Genomic DNA, 24,676 nt, shown 5'->3' on the forward strand with positions numbered 1-24,676 from the left:
CCACTGTCCGGAAAGGACCTTTTTGGACAGTGAGGGCCGGTCATAGGGGAGATGCGCGCTCCGCGCCCAGCACTGTGATCGCGGCGCCGGGGCAGACACCGGCGGCCTCGCGGACGATGTCATGGGAGCCGGGGCCGGGAGTTTCCTGGAGAAGGAGCACGATGCCGTCCTCCTCCCGCTGGTCGAACACGTCGGGAGCGAGCAGCACGCAGGTTCCGGCGCCGCAGCACCTGTCCTGGTCGACGGTGATCTTCATGGTCCCTTTCCTTCGTCCGGGCCGGGGGTGACCGGTGCGAGCCAGATCCCGGCGAGTGCGTCGATGAGCCCGGTCGCGGCGTCGTGCCAGGTGGACCGGGGAGTGGGGGTGCCCTCGGCGAGGGCGCGTTCGCGTTCGGCGACCATGTGGACCAGCAGCTGGCGGGCCATGTCGCCGCGTTCGGCGCGGACTTCGGCCGGCAGATCGGGCAGGCACCGGTGGAGCCCTTCGACGATTCGCACCAGCGACGGCGAGGTCAGCGATTCCTCGACCATGATCGGGCGGAGCGCGGGGTCGGTCATCACCTGCGCGCCGAACCTCGCGAACCAGGTCGGGCTCCCGAGCGTGGCCAGATGCTCGGCCACCGGCGTGACCAGGCAACCGATCCAGTCCCGCAGCTCCGGGCTCTCGCCGATATCGGCGAGCATCCGGCGGCGGATCTGTTCGATCTGCCCCGAATGCCGCCGGGCGATGGCGCGCACCAGATCGGCCTTGGTGCCGAAGTGGTAGCCGACCGCGGTGTTGTTGCCCTGCCCCGCCGCTTCGCTGACCTGGCGGTTGGACACCGCGAACACGCCGTGTTCGGCGAACAGCCGCTCCGCCGCGGTCAGGATCAGTTCCCGCGTCGCGTGCGCCCGTTCGGCGCGGGCACCGGTGATCTCACTCGTCATGGGCATCACCATCGCACGGGCAGTTCCCGCAGTCCGCCGACGGCGAGCCCTTCGACCTTGCGCAGGTCCGCCGCCGCCACGGCGAGTTCCAGCGTGGGCAGTTTCTCCAGCAGGACACCGAGGACGACCTGAAGTTCGGTACGGGCGAGTGGCTGTCCCAAGCACGCGTGCGCTCCGGCGCCGAACGCCAGATGCGGGTTCGGGCTGCGGTCGAGCGTCATGTCGGCGGCGCCCTCGAACGCGCTCTCGTCGCGATTCGCCGCGGCCATGCTGCACATCGCGGTGGTGCCCGGCGGCAGGATCGTCCCGCCGACCTCGAAATCCTCGGTGAGGTAGCGCGACATGCCGATACCCGCGTTGGCGTCCATGCGCAGGGATTCCTCGACGGCGGTGCGGATCAGCGACCGGTCCGCGAGCAGCGCTTCCCAGCGGCTCCGGTCCTCCAGCAGCATCGCCACCATCTTCGCGATCATGTTCGCGGTGGTCTCGTGCCCGGCGATGAGCAGGCCGATCCCGGTCGCGACGAGCAGCGCGTCCGACCAGTGCTCGCCGTCGACGTCGGTGTCGGTGATGAGCGCGCTCAGGATGTCTTCGCCCGGCTCCGCCCGCTTGGCCGCGATGTGCCCGCCCATGTACCGGCCGAACTCCGCCTGCGCGACGTCGAATTCGGCCTGGGTGTAGCGGGTCATGCTGAGCATGACGTCGGACCAGTGGGCGAATCGTTCCCGGTCGGTGTCCGGGACGCCGAGCATGTCGCAGATGACCCAGACCGGAAGCGGGAAGGCCAGCCCGGCCTTGAGGTCCGCGGGCCCGCCCTTCGCGACCATCTCGTCGATCAGCTGGACTGCCATCGCCTCCATCCCCGGCCGCAGGGCGTTCATCCGCTTGGCGGTGAACCATTTCCCGAGCATCCGGCGCCATTTCAGGTGCGCTTCGCCGTGTTGCGGGATCACGCCCGCCATCTCGCTGTTGAAGACCCCGCCCGATTCGGTGTCCGCGACCCGCGCCGCCTTGTCGGCGGGAGTCGGCCTGGTGAACCGGGGGTCGGAAAGGACACGTTTGACGTCGTCGTAGCGGGTGATCAGCGTCGCCTCGTCACCGCTCGCGAGAGAGACCTTGGCGACCGGGCACTTCGCGCGGAATTCGGCCCATTCGGCGGGCGGTGCCAGGGCGGCCTCGGTCGGGAACGGGAAGCTCGGCGGACGCTCCGTCATCGAAGGCTCCTTCATCGTGGCGGGGTTCGGTGATTCACACAGTGCCCGGCTCGTTGGCATAAGTCAATCGACTGACTTAAGTTCTGGCACTGGTCATCCCGCTGATCTCGCGGAGCCGGGCTTCGCCAGCTTCGACGGCCACCAGATCTTCCGTCCGACGTCCACCGCCAGAGCAGGTACCAGCAGTGAGCGCACCAGGAGCGTGTCGAGCAGGACGCCGAACGCGACGATGAACGCCAGCTGAGCCAGGAAGAGAATCGGCAGGACGGCCAGTGCGGCGAAGGTGGCGGCGAGCACGACTCCCGCGGACGTGATCACGCCGCCGGTGACGCGGAGGCCGCGCAGCGTCCCGTCCCGCGTGCCGATCCCGCCCGCCTCTTCGCGGACCCTGGTCATCAGGAAGATGTTGTAGTCGATCCCCAGTGCGACAAGGAAGACGAAGCCGAACAGCGGGACGACCGGATCGGCGCCGGGGAAGTCGAAGACGTGGTTGAACACCAGCGCCGAGACGCCCATCGTCGCGGCGAAGGACAGCACCACCGTGCCGATCAGCAGCAGCGGTGCGAGAAGCGACCGCAGCAGGAGGGCGAGCACGAGGAAGATCACGACCAGGACGATCGGGATGATCAGCAACCGGTCGTGCTCGGAGGTCTCCCTCGTGTCGAGCAGGGTGGCGGTGGGGCCGCCGACCTTCGTGCCGTCGACGGTGTGCACGGCTTCGCGGATCCGCTGGACCGTCGCGACGGCCGCGTCGGAGTCCGGGGGATCCGCGAGGACCGCGTCGATCTTCGCGAGTCCGCCCGCATCGCCGCTGTGACGGATGTCCGAAACGCCGGGGACGCGCGCCAACGCGGTGACCGCTGGGGCCTGGCCGGCCGGGGTGATGATCACCGTGGGTGAACCGGAGCCGCCGGGGTAGTACCGCGAGAGGACTTCCTGTCCCGCCACGGAATCGACCGGCGTGAGGAAGACGTCGGACTGCGCGGTTCCGGAGGCCTTGAGCTGAGGGAGGAACGCGCCGCCCGCGAGCAGGACGACCGTGGTGACGATCCAGATCGTGCGCGGAGCCCTGGCGACCCAGCTCGACACACGTGCCCAAATCCCGCCGGTCTCTTCGCGCGGCCGGGTCACCGTCGGCCGGAAGGGCCAGAAGGCGTTGCGGCCGCACAAGGCCAGCACCGCGGGAAGGAACGTGATCGTCGTGAGGAAGGCGGCGCCGATGCCGATGGCGGCGACCGGGCCGAGTCCCTTGTTGGAGTTCAGATCGCTGAACAGCAGGCAGAGCACGCCGAGGATCACGGTCCCGGCCGACGCCGCGATCGGTTCGATGGTCGAGCGCCAGGCCGTGCGGAGCGCGAGGCGCGCGTCGTCGGTCGTCCTGAGTTCTTCGCGATACCGCGAGACCATCAGGAGCGCGTAGTCGGTGGCGGCGCCGAAGACGAGGATGAACAGGATGCCCTGGCTCTGTCCGTTCAGCGCCAGCACGTCGTGATCCGCGAGCAGGTACACCGCGAGACTCGCCGTTCCCAGCGCGAAGACGGCCGACAGCAGGACGAGCAGGGGAAGCAGCGGGCTCCGGTAGACGACGACCAGGATGACCGCGACCACCGCGCCCGCGACCAGGAGCAGCAGGCCGTCGATCCCGCCGAACGCCTCCTTCAGATCGGCGACCTGTGCGGCAGGGCCGGTGACGAGCACTTTCAACCCGTCCGGGGTGTCACGGGCGAGCGCCTCTCGGAGCGCCTCGACGCCGTCCCCGGGGTCACCCGTGGCGTCCAGGAGCACGACGACCTGCGCGCCCGCGTCGCTCCGCGGAGCCGGGACGAGCCGGGCGTTCGAGGTCCGGTCGGCGAGGAACCGCTTGTCGCCCTCGGTCAGGCCGGAGGGTCGTTCGGCGACGACGATCGCCGGGATGACGGCGCCGCTGGAGAACCGCTTCTGGAGTTCAGCGACCTCGGTCGCCTCGGCGGACGCCGGCAGGAAACTGCTGCTGTCGTTCTCCGTGACTTGGCTCAGCTTGCCCGCGTACGGGCCGCTGAACGCGCCGAAGATCAGCCATGCGACCGCGATCAGGGCGGGGAGCAGCCACCGCAGACGTGACCGCGTGCGGGCGGGGCGTTCGACTTCCGAGATCATGGACGGATGGCTCCCGTGACAGCGCTACTTCGACGAGTGAATAGTTTGACCATCGAAATAGTAGAGTGGTCATCCGGACGGGGCAGCGTGAGGGGAGGTTCCGGGCGTGGCTGAGGACACGGAGCCCGTCACGGACGACTTGCTCGTTCTCCTGCTGCGACAGCTGACGGTCGAGTCGGACCGGTTCGCGGAGATGTTCGGCGAGGCACACGGCCTGCACCGGACCGACCTCAACGCGCTCGCGGTGATCATGGACGCCGCCCGCATGGGGGACCCGATGAGCCCGAGCAGACTCGCGAACGCCCTGCACCTCAGCGCGTCGGCGACGACGGCGGTGCTGGACCGGCTGGAGCGGGCCGGGCATCTCTACCGGGACCGGAGCGCGACCGACCGGCGCAAGGTCGAACTGCGGATGCACGAGAAGGCGCGGGAGATCGGCTCCGAATTCTTCCAGCCCCTCGGGCGGCGCTACGCCGAAGCGTGGCGGGACATGGGAGAGGAAGAGCGGCGGACGGTCGCCCGGTTTCTCCGGGGCAGTATCGCCGCGACCGTCGAAGTGCGCGGTCGCCTGGCACCGTGAACACTCGGGGACATGAGATGTGTGGTGCTGGGAGCGACGGGGTATGTCGGCGGACGGCTGGTACCGCAACTGCTGGACGCGGGGCACGAGGTGCGCGTGGTGGCGCGCTCGCCGGAGAAGGTCGCCGAGGAGCCGTGGCGTGACCGCGTCGAGGTCGAACGCGGCGATGTCACCGATCCGGCCTCCATCAAAACGGCGCTGACCGACTGTGAGGTCGTCTATTACCTGGTGCATTCGTTGGCGCGCAAGGACTTCGTCGACGTAGACCGGGAAGGGGCGCGGACGGTCGCCGAGGCGGCCAAGGCGGCGGGCGCGCGGCGGCTGGTGTACCTGGGCGGCATCGTGCCGGATGACGAGGAGTTGTCGCCGCACCTGGCGTCCCGTGCCGAAGTGGGCCGGGTCCTGCTGGAGTCCGGGGTGCCCGCCGTCGTCCTGCAGGCCGCGGTGATCATCGGTTCGGGTTCGGCGAGCTTCGAGATGCTGCGCTACCTGACCGAGCGGCTCCCGGCGATGGTGACCCCGCGCTGGGTGCGCAACCGCATCCAGCCGATCGCGATCCGGGACGTGCTGCACTATCTCGTGCACGCGGCCGATCTGCCGTCCGAGGTGAACGGCGCCTTCGACATCGGCGGGCCCGATGTGCTGACCTATTTGGACATGATGCGCCGGTACGCCGTCGTCGCCGGTCTGCCGAGGCGCGCCGTCGTACCGGTTCCGGTGCTCACTCCGTGGCTGTCCGCGCAATGGGTCAACCTGGTCACACCCGTGCCGAAGTCGATCGCCGTACCGTTGATCGAATCGCTGGTGCACGAGGTGGTCTGCCACGACCACTCGATCGCCGAGCACATCCCCGACCCCGACGCAGGCCTGACGCACTACGAGCACGCCGTCGAACTGGCGCTGACCCGGATCCGCAACGCCGACGTGCCGACCCGCTGGTCGGACGCGTCGAGCGCCGCGGCGCCTTCGGACCCGCTGCCGAGTGATCCGGAGTGGGCGGGCGGGACCGTCTACGAGGACGAGCGGGCGCAGCGGACCGACGCCTCGCCGGAAGCGCTGTGGGATGTCATCGAATCCATCGGCGGGGAACACGGGTGGTACTCGTTCCCGCTGGCCTGGTCGGTCCGCGGCTGGGCCGACCGGCTCGTCGGCGGCGTCGGGTTGCGGCGCGGACGGCGGGACCCGCGGCGGCTGCATCTCGGCGAGGCACTGGACTGGTGGCGCGTCGAACATCTCGACCGGCCGCGCCTCCTGCGGCTGCGGGCGGAGATGAAACTGCCGGGACGCGCCTGGCTCGAACTCGGCGTCGAGTCCGATGAGGACGGCCGGACCGTGTACCGGCAGCGGGCGGTGTTCGAGCCGCACGGGCTGGCGGGGCACGCGTACTGGAAGGGGATCGCGCCGTTCCACGGTGTCGTCTTCGGTGGCATGGTCCGCAACATCACCGGTGCTGCGCAAGGAGAAGCTTCGTGAGTGGTAAGGACGGTTAGAACCGTCCTTACCACTCACGAGACCGACGACCTACAGAGCCGGGTAAGCGTTCTTCAGCAACTCCTGGAACTGGGCGGAGAACCAGTGCCCGGAGAGCGGCGCGTCGGGCAGCGCGCCGGACATGTTGTTCTGGTTCCGCGGGTTGCCGGTGTACGTCGGGTCGCACATCCGGTCGAATCCCTTGCCCTCGGTGTTCGGGATCTCCTTGCTGGCGCCGTCGGATTCCCCCGGCGGCTTGATCCAGACGTAGGCGTCGATCCCGGCTTCCGGCGCCGCCTTGGGGCGTTCGCCGAGTCCCGCGCCCGCCTGGTTGCACCAGTTCCCGAGATGGATGCGGCGATCCGTCCTGCTCCCGTTCACGTAGGCGTCGACCGTGGTGGACGGCCCGGGCCCGGCCGGCCGCGCGGTGCCGCCCCAGCCGTTGCGGGAGGTGTCGATGAGCATGCCGACGCCGGCCGGGAAGCCCGCCCGGACGGCCTCCTGCCGGAACGCCTGCGCGTAGGACAGTTCGTCGACGTAGCGGTTCCAGTCCACCCACTTCGACGTCCGCACCGAAGTGCCGCCGACACTGTCGTTCACGGTGAAGTACGGCTCCTTGAGCGCCCCGTAGTTCGCGGTGTTCGCGATGAAGCCGTGCACATTGGCCAGTGTGCTGCCGGAACTCTTCGCGGCCTGCGCGAACAGCGCGGCGGACGGGCCGAGGTTGTCGTCCCAGCCGAGCCAGCCGTGGTGCCCGGCGTCGATGTAGTTGTACACGTTGGGGATCGCGCCGAGCTTCGCCAGCGCGTAGCCGACACCGGCGACGTAGTTCCCGTTGGCCTTCATGACGTCGCATTGGGGTGTGGCCGTCGGCCGGGGTGTCACGTTGGTGACGAGGTTCGGCAGGGAGTCGATCTCGATCACGGTCACCACCCGTAGCGCGGCGTACTTCGGATCGGCGAGGATCGTGGCGATCGGGTCGATGTACTCGGCTTGGTAGCGCGGGAGTTCGTCCGCCTTGAGCTCGCCGTTCGACGCGAGGGCGGCACAGTCACGGCCGGGCAGGTTGTAGATCACCAGCTGGACGACCAGCGGTTTCCCGGCGGCCTGCTGGAGCGCTCCGTCGAGATGGGCGCGCAGCCCGCGGCTCGTGCCCGTGCCCTCGATGGCGGCGATCCGGTCGAGCCAGACGCCGGTCGGCTGGTTCGCGATCCGGGCGCCGCCCGGTTCGGCCGCGGCCTTCGCCGACCATTCCGGGTTCACGTACACCCCGGCGCCGGCGTAGGGGTTGTCCGCCTTGGGGCCGCCGGGGCCGGGTGTCGTTGTGGTGGTCGGCGTGGTGGTCGTGGGGACGGTGGAACCGGTGCAGGTGGTGCCGTTCAAGGTGAAGACGGTGGGTTCGGCGTTGGTGCCGGAGTAGCTGCCGTTGAAGCCGGGGGAAGCGGTGGCGCCGGTGCCGAGCGAGCCGTTCCATCCCGCGTCTCGCACCGTCACCCGGGTGCCCTGTTGGCCGAAGGTGCCGTTCCAGCCCTGTTGCACCTGCTGGTTTCCTGGAAAGTCCCAGCTCAGCGTCCAGCCGCCGCTGATCGGGTCGCCGAGGTTGGTGACGGTGACGGTGGCCCCGAAACCGGTGTCCCATTGGTTGGTGATCGTGTAGTCGACCTTGCAGCCCGGCGCCGCTTCGGCGCTCGAGCCCAGCACCACCGGCACCGCCACCATCGCGAGTACCGCGCAGACGGCCGATGGTGCCGAAACACCCTTTCTGCGGAATCTCATACGTCGCCTCCTTGCGACCGGAATCCGATTTATGGGAGCGCTCCCATCGAGGACCGTAAAGGGGCGGCCGGGTCGTGACAAGGCCGGGCGATCCGAAACCCTGGATCGCTCCCGGAATACGTCCTGACGGCGGCGAAGCCTTCACCCGGACAGCGGTCGGGCGGTGACCGGATGTGGCCGGGCCGTATGGGATCGTGAGCGGATGAGGATCTTGCTCGTGGAGGACGAGCGACGGCTGGCCGAATCGCTGCGCGCCGGCCTGAGTGCCGAGGGCTACGCCGTGGACGTCGCGCACAACGGCCGCGACGCCTTGTGGTACGCCGCCGAACACCCCTACTCCGCGATGATCCTCGACATCATGCTGCCGGGGCTCAACGGCTACCGCGTTTGCCGGAGGCTGCGCGAACGGGGCGACACCACGCCGATCCTCATGCTGACCGCGAAGGACGGCGAGGACGACGAGATCGAGGCGCTGGACACCGGCGCCGACGACTTCCTCCCGAAGCCGTTCTCCTACGGCGTCCTGCTCTCCCGGCTCCGGGCGCTGATCCGGCGCGGGGGAGCGACCCGGCCGGGCACGCTGCGGCTCGGTGACCTCGAACTCGACCAGGCGAGCCGCGTCTGCCGTCGCGGCACGGCCGAGATCCCGTTGACCACCAAGGAGTTCGCTCTGCTGGCGTATCTGGTGAAACGGCAGGGCGAGGTGGTCACCAAGGCCGAACTGCTGGAGAACCTCTGGGATTTCGCCGCGTCGGCGACCGTGAACCTCGTCGAGGTCCACGTGAGCGCGCTGCGGCGCAAGATCGATCTGCCGTTCGGGGTCGAGACGATCCGCACGGTGCGCGGCGCCGGCTATCACGTGGTGGGCTCCGGTGCGTGAGTTCCTGCGGACGACCCGTTTCCGGGTCGCGCTGACGTCGTTCGTGACGTCACTCCTCGCGCTCGGCGTCGTTTCCGCCTGGCTCGTGGTCGACGCCGAGAACCGGCTGGGGCAGGGAGCGGCGCAGGTGGCCAGGGCGCGTGCGGCGGCGATCGTGCAGCTGCTGAACACCGGCGCCGCACCGGCCGATCTGCTCCTGCTCGTCCGGGATTCGGCCTACGAGGTGGTCGACCAGTCCGGCCGGCGTGTCGTCGGCTGCCCTGGTCTGCGGCACGGTCTGCTGGTCCAGGCGGACGATTATCAGCGCGGTGATTCCGTGTCGGTTCTCGATGCGGGTGCGGTCGACGAGTCGATGGCGGGATCGGTCGGCTGCCGGGGAGTGCTCGGGCGGGATGTCGAGACCACCGAGACCCGCGTGCACGTCGCGGCCGAGACGAGCGGCGACAGCAAATACCGGATCTACGGCGCCGCCGTGGTCGACGAGTCGGGACAGGCGGCGCTCGACGCGGTGCGTGTGACGCTACTGGTGGGTGTCCCGGTGATCGCGCTGCTGATCGGGGCGGTCGCGTGGCTCGCCGTACGCCGTTCGCTGCGGCCGGTCGAGGCGATCCGCTCGGAGGTCGCGGAGATCGGCGCGCACGACCTCTCCCGCCGGGTCCCGGCCCCGGACAGCGCCGACGAGATCGCGAAGCTCGCCGAAACGATGAACACGATGCTCGCCCGCCTGGACACGGCGGTCACCCGGCAAAGCCGCTTCACCTCGGACGCGTCACACGAACTGCGCACCCCGCTCGCCTCCCTGCGGACCCAGCTGGAAGTGCTGCTCGCGCATCCGGACCGGCTGGACTGGCGCGACGCCTGCCGCAACGCGCTCCTCGACATCACCCGGCTGCAGGACCTCGTCGGCGACCTCGTGCTGCTCGGCAAGCTGGACAACGCGGAACCGGAACGAGCCACACCGGTGCGGCTGTCCGAAGTGGTCGAATCCTGTCTCTCCGGGCGGCAGGGTGTCCGGGCCGGGCTCGACGAGGATCCGCTGGTCCTCGGCGACCGCGGCAGGCTGGAGCGGTTGCTGCGCAACCTGGTGGACAACGCGCAACGCCATACCCGCACCGGTGTCGAAGTGAGGGTGTCCACTGTGGATGGATTCGCCGTGCTCGCGGTGACCGACGACGGGCCGGGCATTCCCGTCGCGGACCGTGAGCGGGTGTTCGATCGCTTCGTGCGTCTCGACGACGGACGAGCGCGCGACGACGGCGGCGCGGGTCTGGGGCTGGCGATCGTCGCCGAGATCGCGCAAGCACACGGCGGCACCGTCGAAGTCGCCGACCACGTCGGCGGTGCCCGGCTCGTCGTCCGCCTGCCCTTGGCGAAACCGCGAAGCTGAAGACGTCTTCAGCTTCCTTAAGCTTCGGTTCAGCGTCCGCGCGCGAACCTCCGGGGCATGTTCGCTCTTGCACGCCGCTTCTGGTGGCGCCCGCTCGGCCACGCCGACTACCTGGCCTCGTCGTGGTTCCCCGGCCTCACCGGCGTACGCGCGCTCGCCGCCGTGGCCGTCGTGTTCTTCCACTACGGAGGCCCGGTCGTCGACCGTCTCCAAGGCTGGATCGCCGTGCAGCTGTTCTTCGTGTTGTCCGGCTTCCTCATCACGACACTGGCCCTGCGCGAGGAAGACCGTGACGGCCGGATCTCGCTGCGCGGGTTCTACCTTCGCCGGGTTTTCCGGATCATGCCGGTGTACTTCCTGCTCCTGGCGCTGACCACGGTCGCGGTCCTGCTCGGCGGGACGTACCAGAGCAGCAGGCTCGCCGACGCCATGCCTTACTACCTCGTCTTCGGCAACGAACTCGTCGACTTCAACACGCCCTATCCGACGTCGTGGTCACTGGGGGTGGAGGAGAAGTTCTACCTGGTCTGGCCCGCCCTGCTGGTGCTGACTTCGTTCGCGCGAAGCGGGAAGACGGCGCTACGCCTGCTGCTGGGCGTCTCGGCCGTCCTGGGTGTCGTGCTGTTCGCCCTGCCGCTGGCGCCCTCGCACACGTGGGCGAGCCTTTCGGTGCACTACTGCTCGCTGGTCATCGGCTGCCTGCTGGCGATGACGCTCCACCATCCGCGCGGGTTCGCCCTCGTCCGGCCGCTGACCAGCCCGGCCGTCGCCACGGCGATCGGCTGCGGGTTCGTCGTGCTGCAGTTCTCCGTCGGCCCGCTGGCGAAGGCGCTCGGCGGACACTGGCAATCCGTGGTGCCGGTCTACGCGGCGGGCTCGGCACTGCTGCTCGTGGCCGTCGTGTCGCCGGGTCCGGTTCGGACGCTGCTCTCGAGCAGGCCGCTGACCTTCGTCGGAGACCGTTCGTACGCGCTCTACCTCGCCCAGACCGGCGCGGCCGGCGTCACGGGATGGCTGCTGCCCAGCGGGCTCGCCAAGGCCGCCGCGACCACCGGCGTCGCGTTGGTGTTCGCCTGCGCGCTGCGCCGCTGGGTCGAACAGCCCGCCATCGCCTACGGCCGGAAGGTGATCGGACGACGCGCGCCCGCCGTACCTCCGGCGGAGGCGACGGCGGGCGCGAGGCGAACATCAGTGGTGCGCGGCCACCGCGCCGGTGCCGGCGCTCTTCTTGACGAAGAGCGACCCGACGAACGCGGCGAGGCCGACGCAACCGGCGACCATGAACGTCGTGCGGATACCGCCCGCGTCGGGGCTGACCGCCCCGGCCGTGGTCGTGCCGGCCGTGGCCACCGCGATGAACATGGCGGTGCCGAGCGCGCCGGCGAGCTGCTGAAGGGTGGCGAGGATCGCGCTGCCGTGTGAATAGAGGTGTTCGGGCAGCGAGCCGAGGGACTCGGTCATCAGCGGCGTCATCATGAGGCCGAGCCCGCCCATCAGCAGGACGTGGATGGCGATGACCGCGATCAGGGGTGATCCCGGGCCGAGCAGGGCGAACAGCCACAGCGAGATCGCCATCGCGGCCGCGCCGGGGATGACCAAGGGCCGGGGGCCGAAGCGGTCGTACAGCGCGCCGACCGGGCGGCCGAGCAGCCCGAGGGCCAGGCCGCCGGGAAGCACCGCGAGCCCGCTGACGAACGTGGTGGTGTGCAGGACGGTCTGCAGGTACAGCGGGAGCAGGATCGCCGCGGCGCCGAGCAGGCACATGAACAGCAGGGCCGTCAGCACCAGGGAGACGACGAAACTGCGATGGGTGAACGGACGCAGGTCCAGCAGCGCGCGGTCTTCCTTCTGGAGGCGCAACTGGCGCCAGGTGAACACCACGAGCGCCACGGCACCGACGGCGATCGGCGCCCACGGCGGCACGGGCTGATGCCCGCCGGCGGATTCGCCGGACACCGACAGGCCGTACAGCACGCCACCGAAACCGAGCGCGGACAGGACCACCGACAGCACGTCGAGCGGCACCTTGCGGGTGTCGCTGTCCAGCCGCAGTTGCAGCATGCCGACCACCAGGGCGGCGAGCGAGAGCGGCAGCACGATCCAGAACATCCAGCGCCAGCCCAGCGACGACAGCACGGCGCCGCCGATGGTCGGGCCGATCGCCGGGGCGACCGCGATGACGATGGTGATCGTGCCCATCGTGGCGCCGCGCTTCTCGACCGGGACCAGGCGCATCACCGTGGTCATCAGCAGCGGCAGCATCACCGCGGTACCGCAGGCCTGGATGACCCGGCCGGTCAGCAGGAGGGCGAAGCCCGGGGCGAGCGCGCTGACCAGGGTGCCGGTGCTGAACAGGGTGAGCGAGGCGAGGAACACCTGGCGCGGCGTGAACCGCTCGAGCAGGAACCCGGTGGTCGGGATGACGACCGCCATGGTGAGCAGGAAGCCGCTGGTCAACCACTGGACGGTGGTGGTCGGGACCTGGAGGTCGACGGTCAGGTCGCGCAGCGCGACGCTCAGGATGGTCTCGTTGAGGATCATCACGAACGCGGAAAGGACCAGGACCCCGATCAAGAGCCCGGCTTTCGCCGGTGCCTTTTGCTGGTCGTGGGTGGTTTCGGGCAGGGTCTCGGTCATCAGTGAAGGGCTCCTGGAAGGGCGCGGGTCCGCGTTGGCCGCCTTCGGTGACAGCGAAGGCGAGGCTGAGTCTTTCGTCCAGTCTGCCTGTGCTGGTCGATGTGTGTCACGTGAATTTCCGTAGTGAGTACGGTCACTGCGCTTCCTGGCAGTGCCGGACCGCACGCGAGCGGAACGGTTTCCGGTGGCAGCACGATAAAATCGGCGGGTGACCAGAGCGATCACGGCGGATCGATGGCGTTCGGTGCGGCGAGCCTATCGGGTGACGGGCGCGCGATTCGCGGAACTCGTCGCCCGCGCTCCGGATCCGGACGCGATGGTCACCGCGGAGTGGACGGTGGCCGAAACGGTCGCCCACGTCGCGATGATCGCGAAGATGTACACCTCCCTGGTCCGGCCGGACGGTGCGTCGATTTTGGACGCCCGCGGGCAGAACCAGGTCGAGAAGACCACTGTGGACACCGTTTCCGTGCTGAACACCTTGGTGTTGCGCGATTTTCCCGAACGCGACACCCAGGTGCTCGTCACCGGACTACTCGCGGACATCGAGGAAGTACTACGGGTGACCGAGGACGCGGATCCGGGCGCCCCGGTGGACTGGCTCGGAGACTCGAAGGTTCCGCTGGCCGGCGTCCTCGCGCACCTCGTCGACGAACTGCAGATCCACGGCTGGGACATCGCCAAGGCGCTGAAGCTGCCGTGGACGATCGACCCGGGTGACGCCGCGTTGTTCTTCGACCTGTTCCTGGTGGGCGTGTTGAGCTACGACGTCGGGCACCTTCTCGACACCGACGAGCCGCCGCGGGATCGGCGGATCGCCGTGGCGTTCCGGTCGGCGTACACGTCCCCGGTCGTGCTGGCGCTGCACCGGGGACGGGTGACGGTCGAGGAGCCCGGCGGGCCGGTCGACGTGCGGATCTCCTTCGACCCGCCGACGCTGAACCTGATGCTGTTCCACCGGGTCGGCAAGGTGCGTTCCGCGTTGACGCGCAAGATCGTCGTCGGCGGTCCGCGACCGTGGCTGTTGCCCGCCTTCCTGCGGGTCGTGCGTTTGCCGTAGGGCCCCGGTCCGTGAAGGCCTCCTTGAGGGACTTGAATCTGCGCTGCGGCGCGGAGCGCCCCCGTTGAGGGTGGTGGCGGGGGCATGGATGGACCGTCAAGGAGGCCTTCACGGACTTGGCGGGCAAGATCACCGGCTCTTAAAGCGTCAGCGACCAGGTGTCGAGCACTCCCGTGTCACCGGGCCCGTAGTCGGTGACACGGAGCTGCCATTTCCCGCCCGCCGGGGACGACGCGCCGGGCACCGAGAACGTCCGGGCGCCGCTCCACGCGGTGCACGCCGAACCGCCGCTGTACTTGAGCGGATACGCCTTGCCGTTCGGGTCCAGGACCGTCACGCCGAGGTCTTCGGCACAGGTGTGCCGGATCGTCACGGAAATCCCGAGCGTCGCCGCGGCCCGTCCGGTGAAGGCCGAGGTCACGGGGCTGAACACCTGCCGGTAGTCGTGGATCGCGAAGTCGGTGCCGTTGCTCAGCGTCCGGCCGCCGGTGCCGGGCTGTGTCCTGGCGGACACGACCCCGCTCGCCGGCGAGACGTTGCCCGCCGCGTCGCGGGCCTTCACGGTGAAACCGTACGAGGTGTCCGGGCTGAGGCCGGTCACGGTCACACTCGTTCCCGTCGCGGACGTCGCCAGTGTCGAACCGTTGTAGATGTCGTAACCGGCGACGCCCACGTTGTCCGTGGCCGCGTCCCAAGCCAGCGAGACACTGTCCGGCGTCGTGCCGGTGGACCGCGCGTTTCCGGGCGCGCTCGGCGCGGTGGTGTCGCCGCCGCCGGTCACCAGCGTGAGGTTCCACTTGGTCAGTGCCTCGATCACCGGCTGGAAGATGGACATTTCCCCGTCGTCGGGGTTCTCCACGCACTGCGACGGGCCGCCGTCGTGCAGGCCGACCGCCTTGGTGCCGAGCAGCCAGCCTCCGCCCGAGTCGCCGCCGAGCGAGCACGCCGTCGTCCAGGTCAGGTCCTCGATGATCAGCCCGCCGCCGTAGTCGACGGCCTTGTGCGTGTACTTCACTTCGCCGCATTTCCACTTCGAGGTGTTGCCGGAGTGACAGACCCGGTCGCCGACCATGGCCTCGGCCGCGCCGGTGACGGTGATGGCGGGCTCGCCCCACGTGTTGACGGCGGCGGAGAGCTCCCAGCCGGGCTGCGTCACCGCCACCACACCCATGTCGCCCTCGCGGGCGTTGACGCTGCGGGTCCCGCCGACGTTCGAAGTGCCGATCCGATTCTGCTGGCCTTGCGCGCCGTAGGCGGCCTGGTCCCGATCGTTCGTGCAGTGGCCGGCGGTGAGAAAGTGCTTGGCGCCGGTGGAATCCGTCGCGCCGAAACCGACCGAACAGTTGCTCTCCCCGCCCGGCCACCACGGGTTCCCGGTCTGGACCGTGCCGGCCTGCTGTCGCGGCGAGGACCCGGTTTCGGTGATCCGCACGCCGAGAGCTCTTGCCCGGGAAAGAAAACTCTCGGTCTCGGCGGTTTTGCGGGAGTTGTCGACCGAGACGCCGACCTCGTTGTTCCGGACGTCGACACCCCAGCCGAACACGCCGGGAACGCCGTCGCCGACGAGCGCGCGGACGTCGTCGGCGATCCGGTCCAGTTCCGCCTGGGACCGGGAAACCAGCCGCGGTTCCGCGCCGGCGGTCCGTGCCGCGTCGGCGTCCGCCGCGGTGGTGACGGCCAGGGCCAGCTTGCCCGTGGCAGCGTCGAACCAGTGCCCGGCGGACCGGGTGCGCAGCCCGGCGGGGAGTGACGCGGCCAGCCGGTGGGCCTCGTCCTGCGCGGCCAGCTGGGATTTCGCTTGGGACACGGTCAGACCGAACGCGGCGGCCACGCCGTTCACCTCGGCGTCGGGGTGGACGGGAGCCGGTGGTGAAGCGGCTTGTGCCACCGGGGTGAATCCCGCCGTGGCCAATGCCATGACACTGAGGCAGGAAAGCATTCTGCGATGTCGTCGCATGCGTACTCCTCGAATCGAAAAGCAGATGCGCCGACGGTAATTCCCGCGCCTCGCGGAATCGTAGGCCCGCGAGTCGTTAACAATTAAGAGTCCCAGTCCCACTCGAAGCCGAACCTGCCGGGGCCGAAACTCAACGCGACGCCGTGCACGGAGTCGCCGCAAGGCAGGACTTCCGTCCACTGGGCGGGTTGTCCGTCCTGTTCGGAACAACGGCCGCACCGGGTCGGAAGAACGCCGGGCGAGAATCGGATCTCGAGGACGTATTCCCGGGTGGGCAGCCGGAATTTGCGTTCGTAGTTCGTCGCCTGCGGGAACGGTGCGCTGTTCACCAGCGTGTGCTCGGTGATGACGGTTTCGCCCTTCGCGAGCGGCCGTTCGAAGAGCAGTTCCATCACGAGAAGGCCGTCTTCGGGCCGGTGCACGCTCCGGCCGGGGTGGCAGCCCCGCAGCGAGGTCACCTCGGGCAACGGACGGTCGTGTTCGTCGATGTGGACGATCACCACCCACCGGTCCGGGCCGTCGGCTTCGGCGCGGAGCACCTGCCGCGACCGGAACGAGAGTTCCTCCTTGCCAGGGCCGACGGAGACGACATCGTGCTGGCTGATCCTGGTCAGCCGTTCGTCCCACCGGGTGTCGACCTCACTGACGGCCGCGTCGATCGGCGTCCGGTCCGGCCAGTACCGGCCGATCTCCGGCAGCCCGTCGGCCCGGGCGGACCACCGGCCTCGTGCCCGCGGTGGGCCGAGCAGCGCGGTCAAACTGCCCGGTGCCACCTCGAGTACCTGTTCGAGGTGGCGGAGTCCGAGTACCGAATCCCGGCGTTGCGGGCGGCTTCGCCCGGACTGCCAATAGCTGAGCGTCGCCGCCGTTATCGAAACACCGCGAGCGCGCAGGTGGTCGCGCAGGCGTTCCAGGCTGAGGCCGCGTGCCCGGATCGCCTCGCGCAGCGCGTCGGCGAAGGGCCCGTCACGGAGCAACCGCTCGAGCCCGGGAGCCGCTTCGCCGGACGTCACGCGACGAGCATAGGTCCGTACCTCGGCGAAATGAACGGGGCGAAACCCTGACCAGGCCGTTAACCGTTAACAGGTGCGTCGAACCGCCGTCGCGAGTCTTCGATGTCGCCGAGGAACCGATGAGTCCAGTCGCACATCGCGTCGACGGTCGCGCGCAGGCCGTGCCCCGCCTCGGTGAGGGTGTAGTCGACGCGCGGTGGCACCGTCGGGTGCACCGTTCGCTCGATCAGGCCGTTGCGCTCCAGCATGCGCAGATTCTGGGTGAGCATCTTGTGGCTGATGCCCTCGATGTCGTTCCGCAGCTCGGTGAACCGCCGGGTGTGGTCACCGATCGTCTCGATGATCAGGAGCGCCCATTTGTTGGCGACGTCGGAGAAGATCTCCCGCGCCAGCGAGTCGGCCCGCATCACGTCGGCGTCGTCCGAACCGTCGAGCTGCTTGGTCACCATGAGGTTCCCCAGTCACGAAAAAGTGCGTTCTTCCAGGTCGTCGCACACTCTCCTACAGTTCCTGGGTAACCACAAGTGACCATGAACGAGGAGCACGGATGAGCATCACCCTGGTGAATCCCGCGGGGCTGCCGGAGATCCCCGCCTACCGGCAGGTTTCGATCGCGACCGGGTCGAAGCTGGTCTTCGTCGCGGGGCAGGTGTCCTGGGACGCCGACGGTGTCCTTGTCGGCGAGGGTGACCTCGCCGCACAGGTCGAACAGTGCTACCTGAACATCGGCACCGCGCTCGCCGAGGTCGGCGCCACCTTCGACGACGTCGCGAAGATGACCGTCTACGTCGTCGACTGGACGCCGGACAAACTCGCGCTGTTCCTCGAAGGCGTGGACCGGGCGGCCGCCAAGCTGGGCGGCACCCCGGCCCCGCCGGGAACACTGATCGGGGTCGCGGCCCTCGACGTGCCCGAGCACCTCGTCGAGGTGGAGGCGACCGCGGTCGTCGGCTGAGCGCTCACTGACCGCGCGCGGCGCGCCAGACCGGGCTGTCGACGTAGTGGTTGTCGTACTGCTTCGAGGACGCGGCGATCTCCGCCGGGTCGGCTTCACCGCGCGCGACCCGGTCGAGGAGCCGGTAGTAGTCGAAGCGGGCCATCCCCGGGGTGAAGGTGACCAGGACGTCGGCGTCCGATCCGGCGGCGGGCCCGAACGCGTGCGGCACCTTGGGCGGCACGGCGAGGAAGTCGCCCTTCTCCAGCGTGTGCAAGGTTTCCTCGACGAGGACCTGGAGTTTCCCTTCGAGCACGAAGAAGAATTCGGTCGCGCGGGTGTGGAAGTGCGCCGGGGTGCCGAAGACGCCGTCTTTCAAGGTCGCGCGGTTCGCGGTGAAGCCCCCGTCGGTGGTGTCCGAGTCGGCCAGCAGCGTGATTTCGCTGCCCGGCGCGTCGCTGACGATCTCGGCGTCGGCGGCTCGGAGCAGGATGGGGTCGAACATGGCGGCATCTCCTTGGTCCTTCGTGATCTGACAGGACCACTCTCTCCTGGCGCCAGGTCTTGATCAATGCGGAAAGCCGCACTGATCGATAATCTCCAGGTTATCGATCAGTTGTCCGTGAAGGCCTCCTTCAGGGACCCAGGGTCCCTCAAGGAGGCCTTCACGGACTTCGGTGGCGATCAGGCGGCGAAGACCTGCGAGTCGTCGGCGAAAGCCTTGAACTCCAAGGCATTGCCCGCGGGGTCCAGCAGGAACATCGTCCACTGCTCCCCGGTCTGGCCCTCGAAGCGGACGTAAGGCTCGATGACGAACGAGGTGTTCGCCGCGCGCAGCCGGTCCGCGAGCTTCCGGAACTCCGGCACGGTGAGGATCAAGCCGAAGTGGGGCACGGGGACCTCGTGCCCGTCGACGGGGTTGTGGATCTGCCGGGGCCGCTCCGGCGCGAGATGCGTGACGAACTGGTGGCCGTGGAGGTTCCAGTCGATCCACGTGCCGGAGCTGCGGCCCTGTTCGAGGCCGAGGACTTCGCCGTAGAAGGTGCGCGCGGCGGCGAGGTCGTCGACCGGCATGGCCAGATGGAAGCGGGGGATGGGGGAGTCGAGGACGGTCATGCCCAGTGGATCCTTTCCGGCGGGACTACAGTTGTCGCAATGTTAACATTAGGACAAAGTGCGGGGTCGCTAGTATCGGGCGTTCCGGTCGGAAGGATGAGGATGAGCGAACCCGGCAGGGTGGTGCCGGCACGTCGTCGCGGGCTGGCGGACGAGGTCGCCGACAGGGTCAGGGACGCCATCTTCGGCGGCGCCTATCCGCCTGGTGCGCAGTTGCGCGAGGTCGAGCTTTCGGAGGCGCTCGGCGTCAGCCGCGGCCCGGTGCGCGAAGCGCTGCTGAAACTGGAGCGGGAGGGGCTGGTCCGCAGCGAATGGCATCGCGGCGCGATCGTCACCACGCTGTCCGATGTGGACGTCGCGGAACTCGACAGCCTGCGGTCGGCGCTGGAGCAGCTGGCCGTCCGGCTCGTGGTCGCGAACGCGCCGGAAGCGGACCTGGCCGTGATCGACGAGGTCGTCGACCGGATGGACCGGGCGCGCGACGAGCACGAGATGGTCCGCTGTGACATCGACTTCCACGACGCGGTCTACGCGGCGTCCGGTCATCGGCGGCTCGTCGAGGCGTGGCAGGCGATCCGGTCGCAGGTGCACCTGTTCCTGCTGACCCGGATCGGCGTGAGCTCCGACGGCTATCTCGCGAGCATCCCGGCCGAGCATCGCCGGCTTGCGGCCGCCCTTCGTGCCCGTGACGGCGAGAAGGCGCTCGAACTGTTCGCCGTCCACCGCGGCGAGGCCTTCGCCGTTCTGACGGGGGAGTGAACGAGCCGGACGAATTGGCGTCCAAGGTCTTGACGGCAAGGTTGGCCAAGGCTTAACTCAAGCCCTGAAATAAGACGTGTCCCGGGTCACAGGCTCCGGGCGCGGCTTGGCCACTCACCCCGAGGACCATCGATGCGAATCGGAAAGATCGCTCCCGCGCTCGTCCTGGCGCTGGCGGCCGCCGCCACGACAGCGTGCGGCGGCGACACGTCGTCCAGTGCTCCCAAGGAGCTCGTGTACTGGGCATCCAACCAGGGCACCAGTCTCGACAACGACAAAGCCGTCCTGCAGCCCGAACTGGACAAGTTCGAGAAGGCCTCCGGGATCAAGGTCAAGCTCGAAGTCGTCCCGTGGACGGATCTGCTCAACCGGATCCTCGCCGCCACCACCTCCGGCAAGGGGCCGGACGTGCTCAACATCGGCAACACCTGGTCGGCCTCGTTGCAGGCGACCGGGGCGTTCCTGCCGTTCGACGACGCCGCGCTGGACAAGGTCGGCGGCAAGTCGCGCTTCCTCGGCCCGTCACTTGCGGCCACCGGGGCGAGCGGGCAGCCGCCGGTCGGCGTACCGCTCTACGGCCAGGCGTACGGCCTGTACTACAACAAGAAGCTCTTCTCGGAGGCTGGCATCACCAAGCCGCCCGCCACCTGGGAGGAACTCGTCGAGGACGGCAAGAAGCTCACGAAACCCGACAAGGGCCAGTGGGGGCTCTCGCTCCAGGCGGGTCAGGTCACCGAGAACAGCCACCACGCGGCGATCCTCGGCGCCCAGCACGGTGCGCAGTTCTTCACGTCCGAGGGCAAACCGCAGCTGGCCTCGGACCCGTCGGTCGCGGCCGTGCAGCAGTTCGTCGACCTGATGCAGAAGGACAAGATCGTCGATCCGGCCAACGCCGAGTACGCCGACACCGCCAAATCCCTCAAGGACCTGTCGGACGGCAAGGCCGCGATGTTCATGAACCAGGCCTCCGCGGGGTCGTTCAAGAACATCGGGATGGACATGGCGAACCTCGGCGTCGCGCCGATCCCGCTGCCCGCCGCCGCGCCGCCGAACGGCCGCAAGGTCACCAGCTTCGTCGCGGGCATCAACATGGCGGTCTTCAAGAACACCAAGAACCGCGACGCGGCGTTGGACTTCGTGAAGTTCATGGTCTCGGCGCCCGAGCAGGCGCTGCTCAACAAGACCTACGGCTCGCTGCCGACCGTCCAGGACGCCTACAGCGACGCGGCGTTCCAGACCGAGGACGTCAAGGTCTTCCAGAACGTGCTCGCGAATTCGGCCGAGCCGATGCCGCAGGTCCCGCAGGAGTCGCAGTTCGAGACCCTGATCGGCACCGCGATGAAGGCGATGTTCGCCGACGTCGCCGCGGGCAAGCCGGTCGACGGGGCCAAGATCCGTGACCAGCTGAACCAGGCGGACCAGCAGATCGCGGCCGGTAGTTGATGCCGACCGCTCTCGACGACGCCCCGGCCGTGAAGGCGGCCGGGGCGCCCCGGCCGCGGCGTGTCCGGCGCAAACGGCGGATGGTCGCGCTGCCGTATCTGCTCCTGCTGCCCGCGATCCTGCTCGAACTGCTCGTCCACCTGATCCCGATGCTCGCCGGGCTCGTGATGAGCTTCTTCAAGCTGACGCAGTTCTATATCCGGGACTTCTCGTCCGCCCCGGCGGCCGGGCTGGACAACTACAAGTTCGTCCTGGACTTCGATTCGGCGGCGGGGATGTCGCTGCTCGGCTCGTTCTGGATCACCGTCCTCTACACCGTTCTCTCGGTGGGGTGCTGCTGGCTCTTCGGAACGTCGGCCGCCGTGCTGATGCAGAAGAACTTCCGGGGACGCGGCCTGCTGAGGACGCTGTTCCTGGTGCCGTACGCGCTGCCGATGTACGCCGCGGTCATCACCTGGTCGTTCATGTTCCAGAAGGACACCGGCCTGGTGAACGACCTGCTGGGCACCGATTCCTTCTGGCTCATCGGGGACAACAGCTTCTGGTCGCTGGTGGTGGTCTCGGTCTGGCGGAACTGGCCGTTCGCGTTCCTGATCGTGATGGCCGGGCTGCAGAACATCCCCGGCGAACTGTACGAAGCGGCGGCCATCGACGGCGCGGGCTGGTGGCGGCAGTTCCAGGCGATCACCCAGCCGATGCTGCGGCCGGTCAACCAGGTGCTGCTGCTGGTGCTGTTCCTGTGGACCTTCAACGATTTCAACACGCCGTATGTCCTTTTCGGAGCGTCCGCGCCGAAGGAGGCGTCGCTGATCTCGATCCACATCTACCAGAGTTCCTTCGTGACCTGGAACTTCGGCCTCGGCTCGGCGATGTCGGTGCTGTTGCTGCTGTTCCTGCTCATCGTCAGCACCGTCTACTTGGGACTGACCGCGCGGAGGAGGAACGCCGTTGTCTGAGCCCCGCTGGGTCCCGTGGGCCCGCCGATTCGTCCTCGGCTTCCTCGCCCTGTTCACGCTGGTGCCGTTGTACGCGATGGTTTCGTCGTCGTTGAAGCCGCTCGGGGACGTGCAGGGCACCTGGGAATGGATACCGACGACACTGACCATCCAGCCGTTCTTCGACATCTGGGAGACCATCCCGCTCGCCGAATACTTCGTGAACAGCCTGGTCATCTCCGGCTCGGCGGCGATCCTCTCGGTGGTGATCGCGATCTTCGCGGCGTACGCGCTGAGCCGCTTCCGGTTCCGGGGCAAGAACTTCTTCAAGATGACCGTGCTGTCCACGCAGATGTTCCCCGGCATCCTGTTCCTGCTGCCGCTGTTCCTCATCTTCGTCAACATCGGCAACACCACCGGCATCGTCCTGTACGGCTCGCGGCTCGGGCTGATCATCACCTACCTGACCTTCTCGCTGCCATTCGCGATCTGGATGCTCGCCGGTTACATCGACTCGATCCCCAAGGAACTCGACGAGGCCGCGATGGTCGACGGCACCGGGCCGCTCGGCGCGCTGATCAGGGTGGTCATCCCCGCGGCCATGCCGGGCATCGTCGCGGTGGGGATCTACTCGTTCATGACGGCCTGGGGCGAGGTCCTGTTCGCGTCGGTGATGACCGATTCGGGCACCCGGACCCTCGCGGTCGGCCTCCAGGAGTACTCCACCCAGGTCCAGGTGTACTGGAACCAGGTCATGGCCGCGTCCCTGATCGTCTCCGTCCCGGTCGTCGCCGGATTCCTGCTGCTCCAGCGGTATCTCGTCGCCGGGCTCACCGCCGGTGCCGTGAAATGACCCGCCCGCCGCTCCGTACAGAGAGGTCCGCCTTGAATCTGCACCTGCCCGCCGATTTCCTGTGGGGTGCGGCCACCGCCGCGTACCAGGTCGAAGGCGCCGTCGACGCCGACGGCCGCCTCCCGTCCATCTGGGACGACTTCGTCCGGGTCCCGGGTGCCGTCCTGAACGGCGACACCGCCGACGTCGCGTGTGACCACTACCGGCGCTGGCCGGAGGATCTCGCCATCATGAAGCGGCTGGGCCTGGACGCCTACCGCTTTTCGGTCGCGTGGCCGCGGGTGATCCCGACCGGGCGGGGCGCGGTCAACGCGGCCGGTCTCGACTTCTACGACCGGCTGGTCGACGCGTTGCTCGAAGCCGGGATCCGGCCGTTCGCCACGCTGTTCCACTGGGACTTGCCTTCCGCGTTGAAGGGCGGCTGGCCCGAGCGTGACACGGCGTACGCCTACGCCGACTACGCCGCCGTCGTGGCGGCCCGGCTGGGGGACCGGGTGAAGGACTGGAACACGGTCAACGAACCGCTGTGCTCGGCCTGGCTCGGTTACCTCGAAGGTCGCTTCGCCCCCGGCGTCAAGGATCTCAAGCAGGCCGTCCACGCGTCACACCATCTCCTGCTCGCGCACGGCCTCGGCGTACAGGCGATCACCGCGAACGCCGTCCAGCCCGCCAACGTCGGCCTGGTGGTCAATCTCAGCGGGATCGAGCCGGCGTCGGACTCCACCGCGGACGTCGAGGCGGCGGCGCGGATGGACGGTCACGTCAACCGCTGGTGGCTCGACCCGTCGAACGGCCGCGGCTACCCCGCGGACATGATCGAGGTCTACGGCGTCGAACCGCCGGTGGTCGGGGACGACCTGGAGGTGATCTCGGCGCCGGTCGGCTTCCACGGGCTGAACTACTACTTCCGGCAGATCGTCGAGGACGATCCGGACGGTCCGGTCCCGCGTGCCCGGCAGGTGCCGGTCGAGGGGGCGGCCACCACCGCGATGGGCTGGGAGATCCACGGGCAGGGGCTGGCGGACCTGATCCACCGGCTCGCCAACGACTACGGCGCCCGCGCCATCTACGTCACCGAGAGCGGCGCCGCCTTCGACGACAAGGTCGGCGAGGACGGATCGATCCACGACGTGGACCGCATCGCCTACCTGGAAGAACATCTGGGTGCTGTGGCGGGCGCCGCCGAAGCGGGCGCTCCGGTGAAGGGCTACTTCGCCTGGTCGCTGCTCGACAACTTCGAATGGGACAGCGGGCTGAGCAAGCGGTTCGGGCTCGTGCGAGTCGACTACGAGACGCAGGTCCGCACGGTCAAGGCGAGCGGGCACCGGTACGCGGAGATCATCGCCGAGCACCGCGGTCGCTGACGCCGGTCCTTCGCGACGTGGCTCCGCGGGCCCGGACCGCCAGCGGGCTCGTGAGTGTTTAGGACGGTTCTAACCGTCCTAAACACTCACGAGACGTGCCCCACTCGGTACCGGGGTTCTGCTGGGTGCTGGGCTTGGGGCGGCGGGTTGCGAAAGCCACTTTCGCAACCTTCAACGTTGCGAAAGTGGCTTTCGCAACGTCGGCCGTGGCCGGGCCCGGCATCAGGGCGGCCGG

Annotated in this window: 22 protein-coding genes and 1 pseudogene; 12 read left to right on the top strand and 11 right to left on the bottom strand. The window is 68.8% G+C overall.

Features of this window, described 5'->3' with window-relative positions; translation table 11 throughout:
* Positions 1–40: 40 nt before the first annotated feature.
* The 4 genes from ACZ3HL_RS43625 to ACZ3HL_RS43640 all read right to left on the bottom strand — a co-directional run bounded on the left by ACZ3HL_RS43625 (position 41) and on the right by ACZ3HL_RS43640 (position 4,277).
* Complete coding sequence (locus tag ACZ3HL_RS43625) at positions 41–256, bottom strand: ferredoxin (protein WP_465537794.1); 216 nt, start codon at positions 254–256, stop codon at positions 41–43.
* Entirely contained in the window at positions 253–927 is a 675-nt protein-coding gene (locus tag ACZ3HL_RS43630; RefSeq protein WP_465537796.1) for a TetR/AcrR family transcriptional regulator, read from the bottom strand. Before ACZ3HL_RS43630 ends, ACZ3HL_RS43625 begins: the two co-directional genes overlap by 4 nt.
* 5 nt (positions 928–932) lie before the next feature.
* The gene (locus ACZ3HL_RS43635) at positions 933–2,156 is read right to left on the bottom strand and encodes a cytochrome P450 (protein ID WP_465537798.1); all 1,224 of its coding nucleotides are present in this window, start codon (positions 2,154–2,156) and stop codon (positions 933–935) included.
* Positions 2,157–2,234: 78 nt separating this feature from the next.
* Positions 2,235–4,277 (bottom strand): MMPL family transporter, encoded by a 2,043-nt coding sequence (locus tag ACZ3HL_RS43640; RefSeq protein ID WP_465537800.1) that lies wholly within the window; start codon positions 4,275–4,277, stop codon positions 2,235–2,237.
* Between the two features lie 106 nt (positions 4,278–4,383).
* On the opposite strand from ACZ3HL_RS43640, the gene ACZ3HL_RS43645 reads away from it, so the two are divergent.
* Together ACZ3HL_RS43645 and ACZ3HL_RS43650 are read left to right on the top strand one after the other, a co-directional pair.
* Positions 4,384–4,857: a MarR family winged helix-turn-helix transcriptional regulator gene (locus ACZ3HL_RS43645; protein WP_465537802.1), complete on the top strand. Its 474-nt coding sequence runs from the start codon at positions 4,384–4,386 to the stop codon at positions 4,855–4,857.
* A gap of 12 nt (positions 4,858–4,869) precedes the next feature.
* Entirely contained in the window at positions 4,870–6,330 is a 1,461-nt protein-coding gene (locus tag ACZ3HL_RS43650; protein WP_465537804.1) for an SDR family oxidoreductase, read from the top strand.
* A 48-nt stretch (positions 6,331–6,378) separates the two neighbouring features.
* Here the strand turns inward: ACZ3HL_RS43650 and ACZ3HL_RS43655 are convergent, their stop codons facing one another.
* On the bottom strand, positions 6,379–8,103 hold the full coding sequence (locus tag ACZ3HL_RS43655; protein WP_465537806.1) for a glycoside hydrolase family 6 protein: 1,725 nt from the start codon (positions 8,101–8,103) through the stop codon (positions 6,379–6,381).
* Between the two features lie 202 nt (positions 8,104–8,305).
* On the opposite strand from ACZ3HL_RS43655, the gene ACZ3HL_RS43660 reads away from it, so the two are divergent.
* The 3 genes and pseudogenes from ACZ3HL_RS43660 to ACZ3HL_RS43670 all read left to right on the top strand — a co-directional run.
* The gene (locus ACZ3HL_RS43660) at positions 8,306–8,983 is read left to right on the top strand and encodes a response regulator transcription factor (protein WP_465537807.1); all 678 of its coding nucleotides are present in this window, start codon (positions 8,306–8,308) and stop codon (positions 8,981–8,983) included.
* Positions 8,976–10,370 carry a sensor histidine kinase gene (locus ACZ3HL_RS43665; protein WP_465537809.1) on the top strand — a complete coding sequence of 465 codons (1,395 nt, stop codon included), beginning with the start codon at positions 8,976–8,978 and terminating at the stop codon, positions 10,368–10,370. The genes ACZ3HL_RS43660 and ACZ3HL_RS43665 overlap by 8 nt, the downstream gene beginning before the upstream one ends.
* A 57-nt stretch (positions 10,371–10,427) precedes the next feature.
* A pseudogene (locus ACZ3HL_RS43670) lies at positions 10,428–11,441 on the top strand (acyltransferase family protein); the annotation flags it as partial.
* Positions 11,442–11,558: 117 nt separating this feature from the next.
* Here ACZ3HL_RS43670 and ACZ3HL_RS43675 read toward each other — a convergent pair.
* On the bottom strand, positions 11,559–13,007 hold the full coding sequence (locus tag ACZ3HL_RS43675; RefSeq protein WP_465411526.1) for a DHA2 family efflux MFS transporter permease subunit: 1,449 nt from the start codon (positions 13,005–13,007) through the stop codon (positions 11,559–11,561).
* A gap of 208 nt (positions 13,008–13,215) precedes the next feature.
* Here ACZ3HL_RS43675 and ACZ3HL_RS43680 point away from each other — a divergent pair, with 208 nt between their 5' ends.
* Positions 13,216–14,067: a maleylpyruvate isomerase N-terminal domain-containing protein gene (locus tag ACZ3HL_RS43680; RefSeq protein ID WP_465537811.1), complete on the top strand. Its 852-nt coding sequence runs from the start codon at positions 13,216–13,218 to the stop codon at positions 14,065–14,067.
* Between the two features lie 139 nt (positions 14,068–14,206).
* Here ACZ3HL_RS43680 and ACZ3HL_RS43685 read toward each other — a convergent pair whose 3' ends face one another.
* The 3 genes from ACZ3HL_RS43685 to ACZ3HL_RS43695 form a co-directional block, all read right to left on the bottom strand.
* Positions 14,207–15,985, bottom strand: a complete 1,779-nt coding sequence (locus tag ACZ3HL_RS43685; protein ID WP_465537813.1) for a fibronectin type III domain-containing protein — start codon at positions 15,983–15,985, stop codon at positions 14,207–14,209.
* Positions 15,986–16,107: 122 nt separating this feature from the next.
* Entirely contained in the window at positions 16,108–17,037 is a 930-nt protein-coding gene (locus tag ACZ3HL_RS43690; protein WP_465411523.1) for a helix-turn-helix domain-containing protein, read from the bottom strand.
* A gap of 59 nt (positions 17,038–17,096) precedes the next feature.
* Positions 17,097–17,486 (bottom strand): winged helix-turn-helix transcriptional regulator, encoded by a 390-nt coding sequence (locus tag ACZ3HL_RS43695; protein WP_465411522.1) that lies wholly within the window; start codon positions 17,484–17,486, stop codon positions 17,097–17,099.
* 98 nt (positions 17,487–17,584) lie between these two features.
* Between ACZ3HL_RS43695 and ACZ3HL_RS43700 the strand changes: the two genes are divergently transcribed.
* Complete coding sequence (locus ACZ3HL_RS43700) at positions 17,585–17,992, top strand: RidA family protein (RefSeq protein ID WP_465537815.1); 408 nt, start codon at positions 17,585–17,587, stop codon at positions 17,990–17,992.
* A 4-nt stretch (positions 17,993–17,996) separates the two neighbouring features.
* Here the strand turns inward: ACZ3HL_RS43700 and ACZ3HL_RS43705 are convergent, their stop codons facing one another.
* Both ACZ3HL_RS43705 and ACZ3HL_RS43710 read right to left on the bottom strand, forming a co-directional pair.
* Positions 17,997–18,476, bottom strand: a complete 480-nt coding sequence (locus ACZ3HL_RS43705) for a cupin domain-containing protein (protein WP_125695168.1) — start codon at positions 18,474–18,476, stop codon at positions 17,997–17,999.
* A 179-nt stretch (positions 18,477–18,655) separates the two neighbouring features.
* Entirely contained in the window at positions 18,656–19,087 is a 432-nt protein-coding gene (locus tag ACZ3HL_RS43710) for a VOC family protein (RefSeq protein ID WP_465537817.1), read from the bottom strand.
* Between the two features lie 102 nt (positions 19,088–19,189).
* Between ACZ3HL_RS43710 and ACZ3HL_RS43715 the strand changes: the two genes are divergently transcribed.
* From ACZ3HL_RS43715 to ACZ3HL_RS43735, 5 genes are all read left to right on the top strand, one after another.
* Positions 19,190–19,846, top strand: coding sequence for a GntR family transcriptional regulator (locus ACZ3HL_RS43715; RefSeq protein ID WP_465537819.1), 657 nt, complete (start codon positions 19,190–19,192; stop codon positions 19,844–19,846).
* A gap of 132 nt (positions 19,847–19,978) precedes the next feature.
* Positions 19,979–21,289, top strand: coding sequence for a sugar ABC transporter substrate-binding protein (locus ACZ3HL_RS43720; RefSeq protein WP_465537821.1), 1,311 nt, complete (start codon positions 19,979–19,981; stop codon positions 21,287–21,289).
* The gene (locus tag ACZ3HL_RS43725) at positions 21,289–22,245 is read left to right on the top strand and encodes a carbohydrate ABC transporter permease (protein ID WP_465537822.1); all 957 of its coding nucleotides are present in this window, start codon (positions 21,289–21,291) and stop codon (positions 22,243–22,245) included. The genes ACZ3HL_RS43720 and ACZ3HL_RS43725 overlap by 1 nt, the downstream gene beginning before the upstream one ends.
* Positions 22,238–23,077: a carbohydrate ABC transporter permease gene (locus ACZ3HL_RS43730; protein WP_465411516.1), complete on the top strand. Its 840-nt coding sequence runs from the start codon at positions 22,238–22,240 to the stop codon at positions 23,075–23,077. The genes ACZ3HL_RS43725 and ACZ3HL_RS43730 overlap by 8 nt, the downstream gene beginning before the upstream one ends.
* 32 nt (positions 23,078–23,109) lie before the next feature.
* A complete protein-coding gene (locus ACZ3HL_RS43735; RefSeq protein WP_465537824.1) occupies positions 23,110–24,441 on the top strand; it encodes a GH1 family beta-glucosidase in 1,332 nt (443 codons plus the stop codon).
* The last annotated feature ends 235 nt before the right edge of the window (positions 24,442–24,676 follow it).

Source organism: Amycolatopsis sp. NPDC000009 (assembly GCF_055563465.1).

Excerpts from the sequence above, each read along its gene's own strand:
- ACZ3HL_RS43715 (WP_465537819.1), top strand. The coding sequence starts at position 19,190 with ATGAGCGAACCCGGCAGGGTGGTGCCGGCACGTCGTCGCGGGCTGGCG.
- ACZ3HL_RS43675 (WP_465411526.1), bottom strand. The coding sequence starts at position 13,007 with ATGACCGAGACCCTGCCCGAAACCACCCACGACCAGCAAAAGGCACCG.
- ACZ3HL_RS43685 (WP_465537813.1), bottom strand. The coding sequence starts at position 15,985 with ATGGCATTGGCCACGGCGGGATTCACCCCGGTGGCACAAGCCGCTTCA.
- ACZ3HL_RS43640 (WP_465537800.1), bottom strand. The coding sequence starts at position 4,277 with ATGATCTCGGAAGTCGAACGCCCCGCCCGCACGCGGTCACGTCTGCGG.
- ACZ3HL_RS43710 (WP_465537817.1), bottom strand. The coding sequence starts at position 19,087 with ATGACCGTCCTCGACTCCCCCATCCCCCGCTTCCATCTGGCCATGCCG.
- ACZ3HL_RS43725 (WP_465537822.1), top strand. The coding sequence starts at position 21,289 with ATGCCGACCGCTCTCGACGACGCCCCGGCCGTGAAGGCGGCCGGGGCG.
- ACZ3HL_RS43655 (WP_465537806.1), bottom strand. The coding sequence starts at position 8,103 with ATGAGATTCCGCAGAAAGGGTGTTTCGGCACCATCGGCCGTCTGCGCG.
- ACZ3HL_RS43650 (WP_465537804.1), top strand. The coding sequence starts at position 4,870 with ATGAGATGTGTGGTGCTGGGAGCGACGGGGTATGTCGGCGGACGGCTG.
- ACZ3HL_RS43630 (WP_465537796.1), bottom strand. The coding sequence starts at position 927 with ATGACGAGTGAGATCACCGGTGCCCGCGCCGAACGGGCGCACGCGACG.
- ACZ3HL_RS43720 (WP_465537821.1), top strand. The coding sequence starts at position 19,979 with ATGCGAATCGGAAAGATCGCTCCCGCGCTCGTCCTGGCGCTGGCGGCC.
- ACZ3HL_RS43700 (WP_465537815.1), top strand. The coding sequence starts at position 17,585 with ATGAGCATCACCCTGGTGAATCCCGCGGGGCTGCCGGAGATCCCCGCC.
- ACZ3HL_RS43705 (WP_125695168.1), bottom strand. The coding sequence starts at position 18,476 with ATGTTCGACCCCATCCTGCTCCGAGCCGCCGACGCCGAGATCGTCAGC.
- ACZ3HL_RS43635 (WP_465537798.1), bottom strand. The coding sequence starts at position 2,156 with ATGAAGGAGCCTTCGATGACGGAGCGTCCGCCGAGCTTCCCGTTCCCG.
- ACZ3HL_RS43660 (WP_465537807.1), top strand. The coding sequence starts at position 8,306 with ATGAGGATCTTGCTCGTGGAGGACGAGCGACGGCTGGCCGAATCGCTG.
- ACZ3HL_RS43695 (WP_465411522.1), bottom strand. The coding sequence starts at position 17,486 with ATGGTGACCAAGCAGCTCGACGGTTCGGACGACGCCGACGTGATGCGG.
- ACZ3HL_RS43625 (WP_465537794.1), bottom strand. The coding sequence starts at position 256 with ATGAAGATCACCGTCGACCAGGACAGGTGCTGCGGCGCCGGAACCTGC.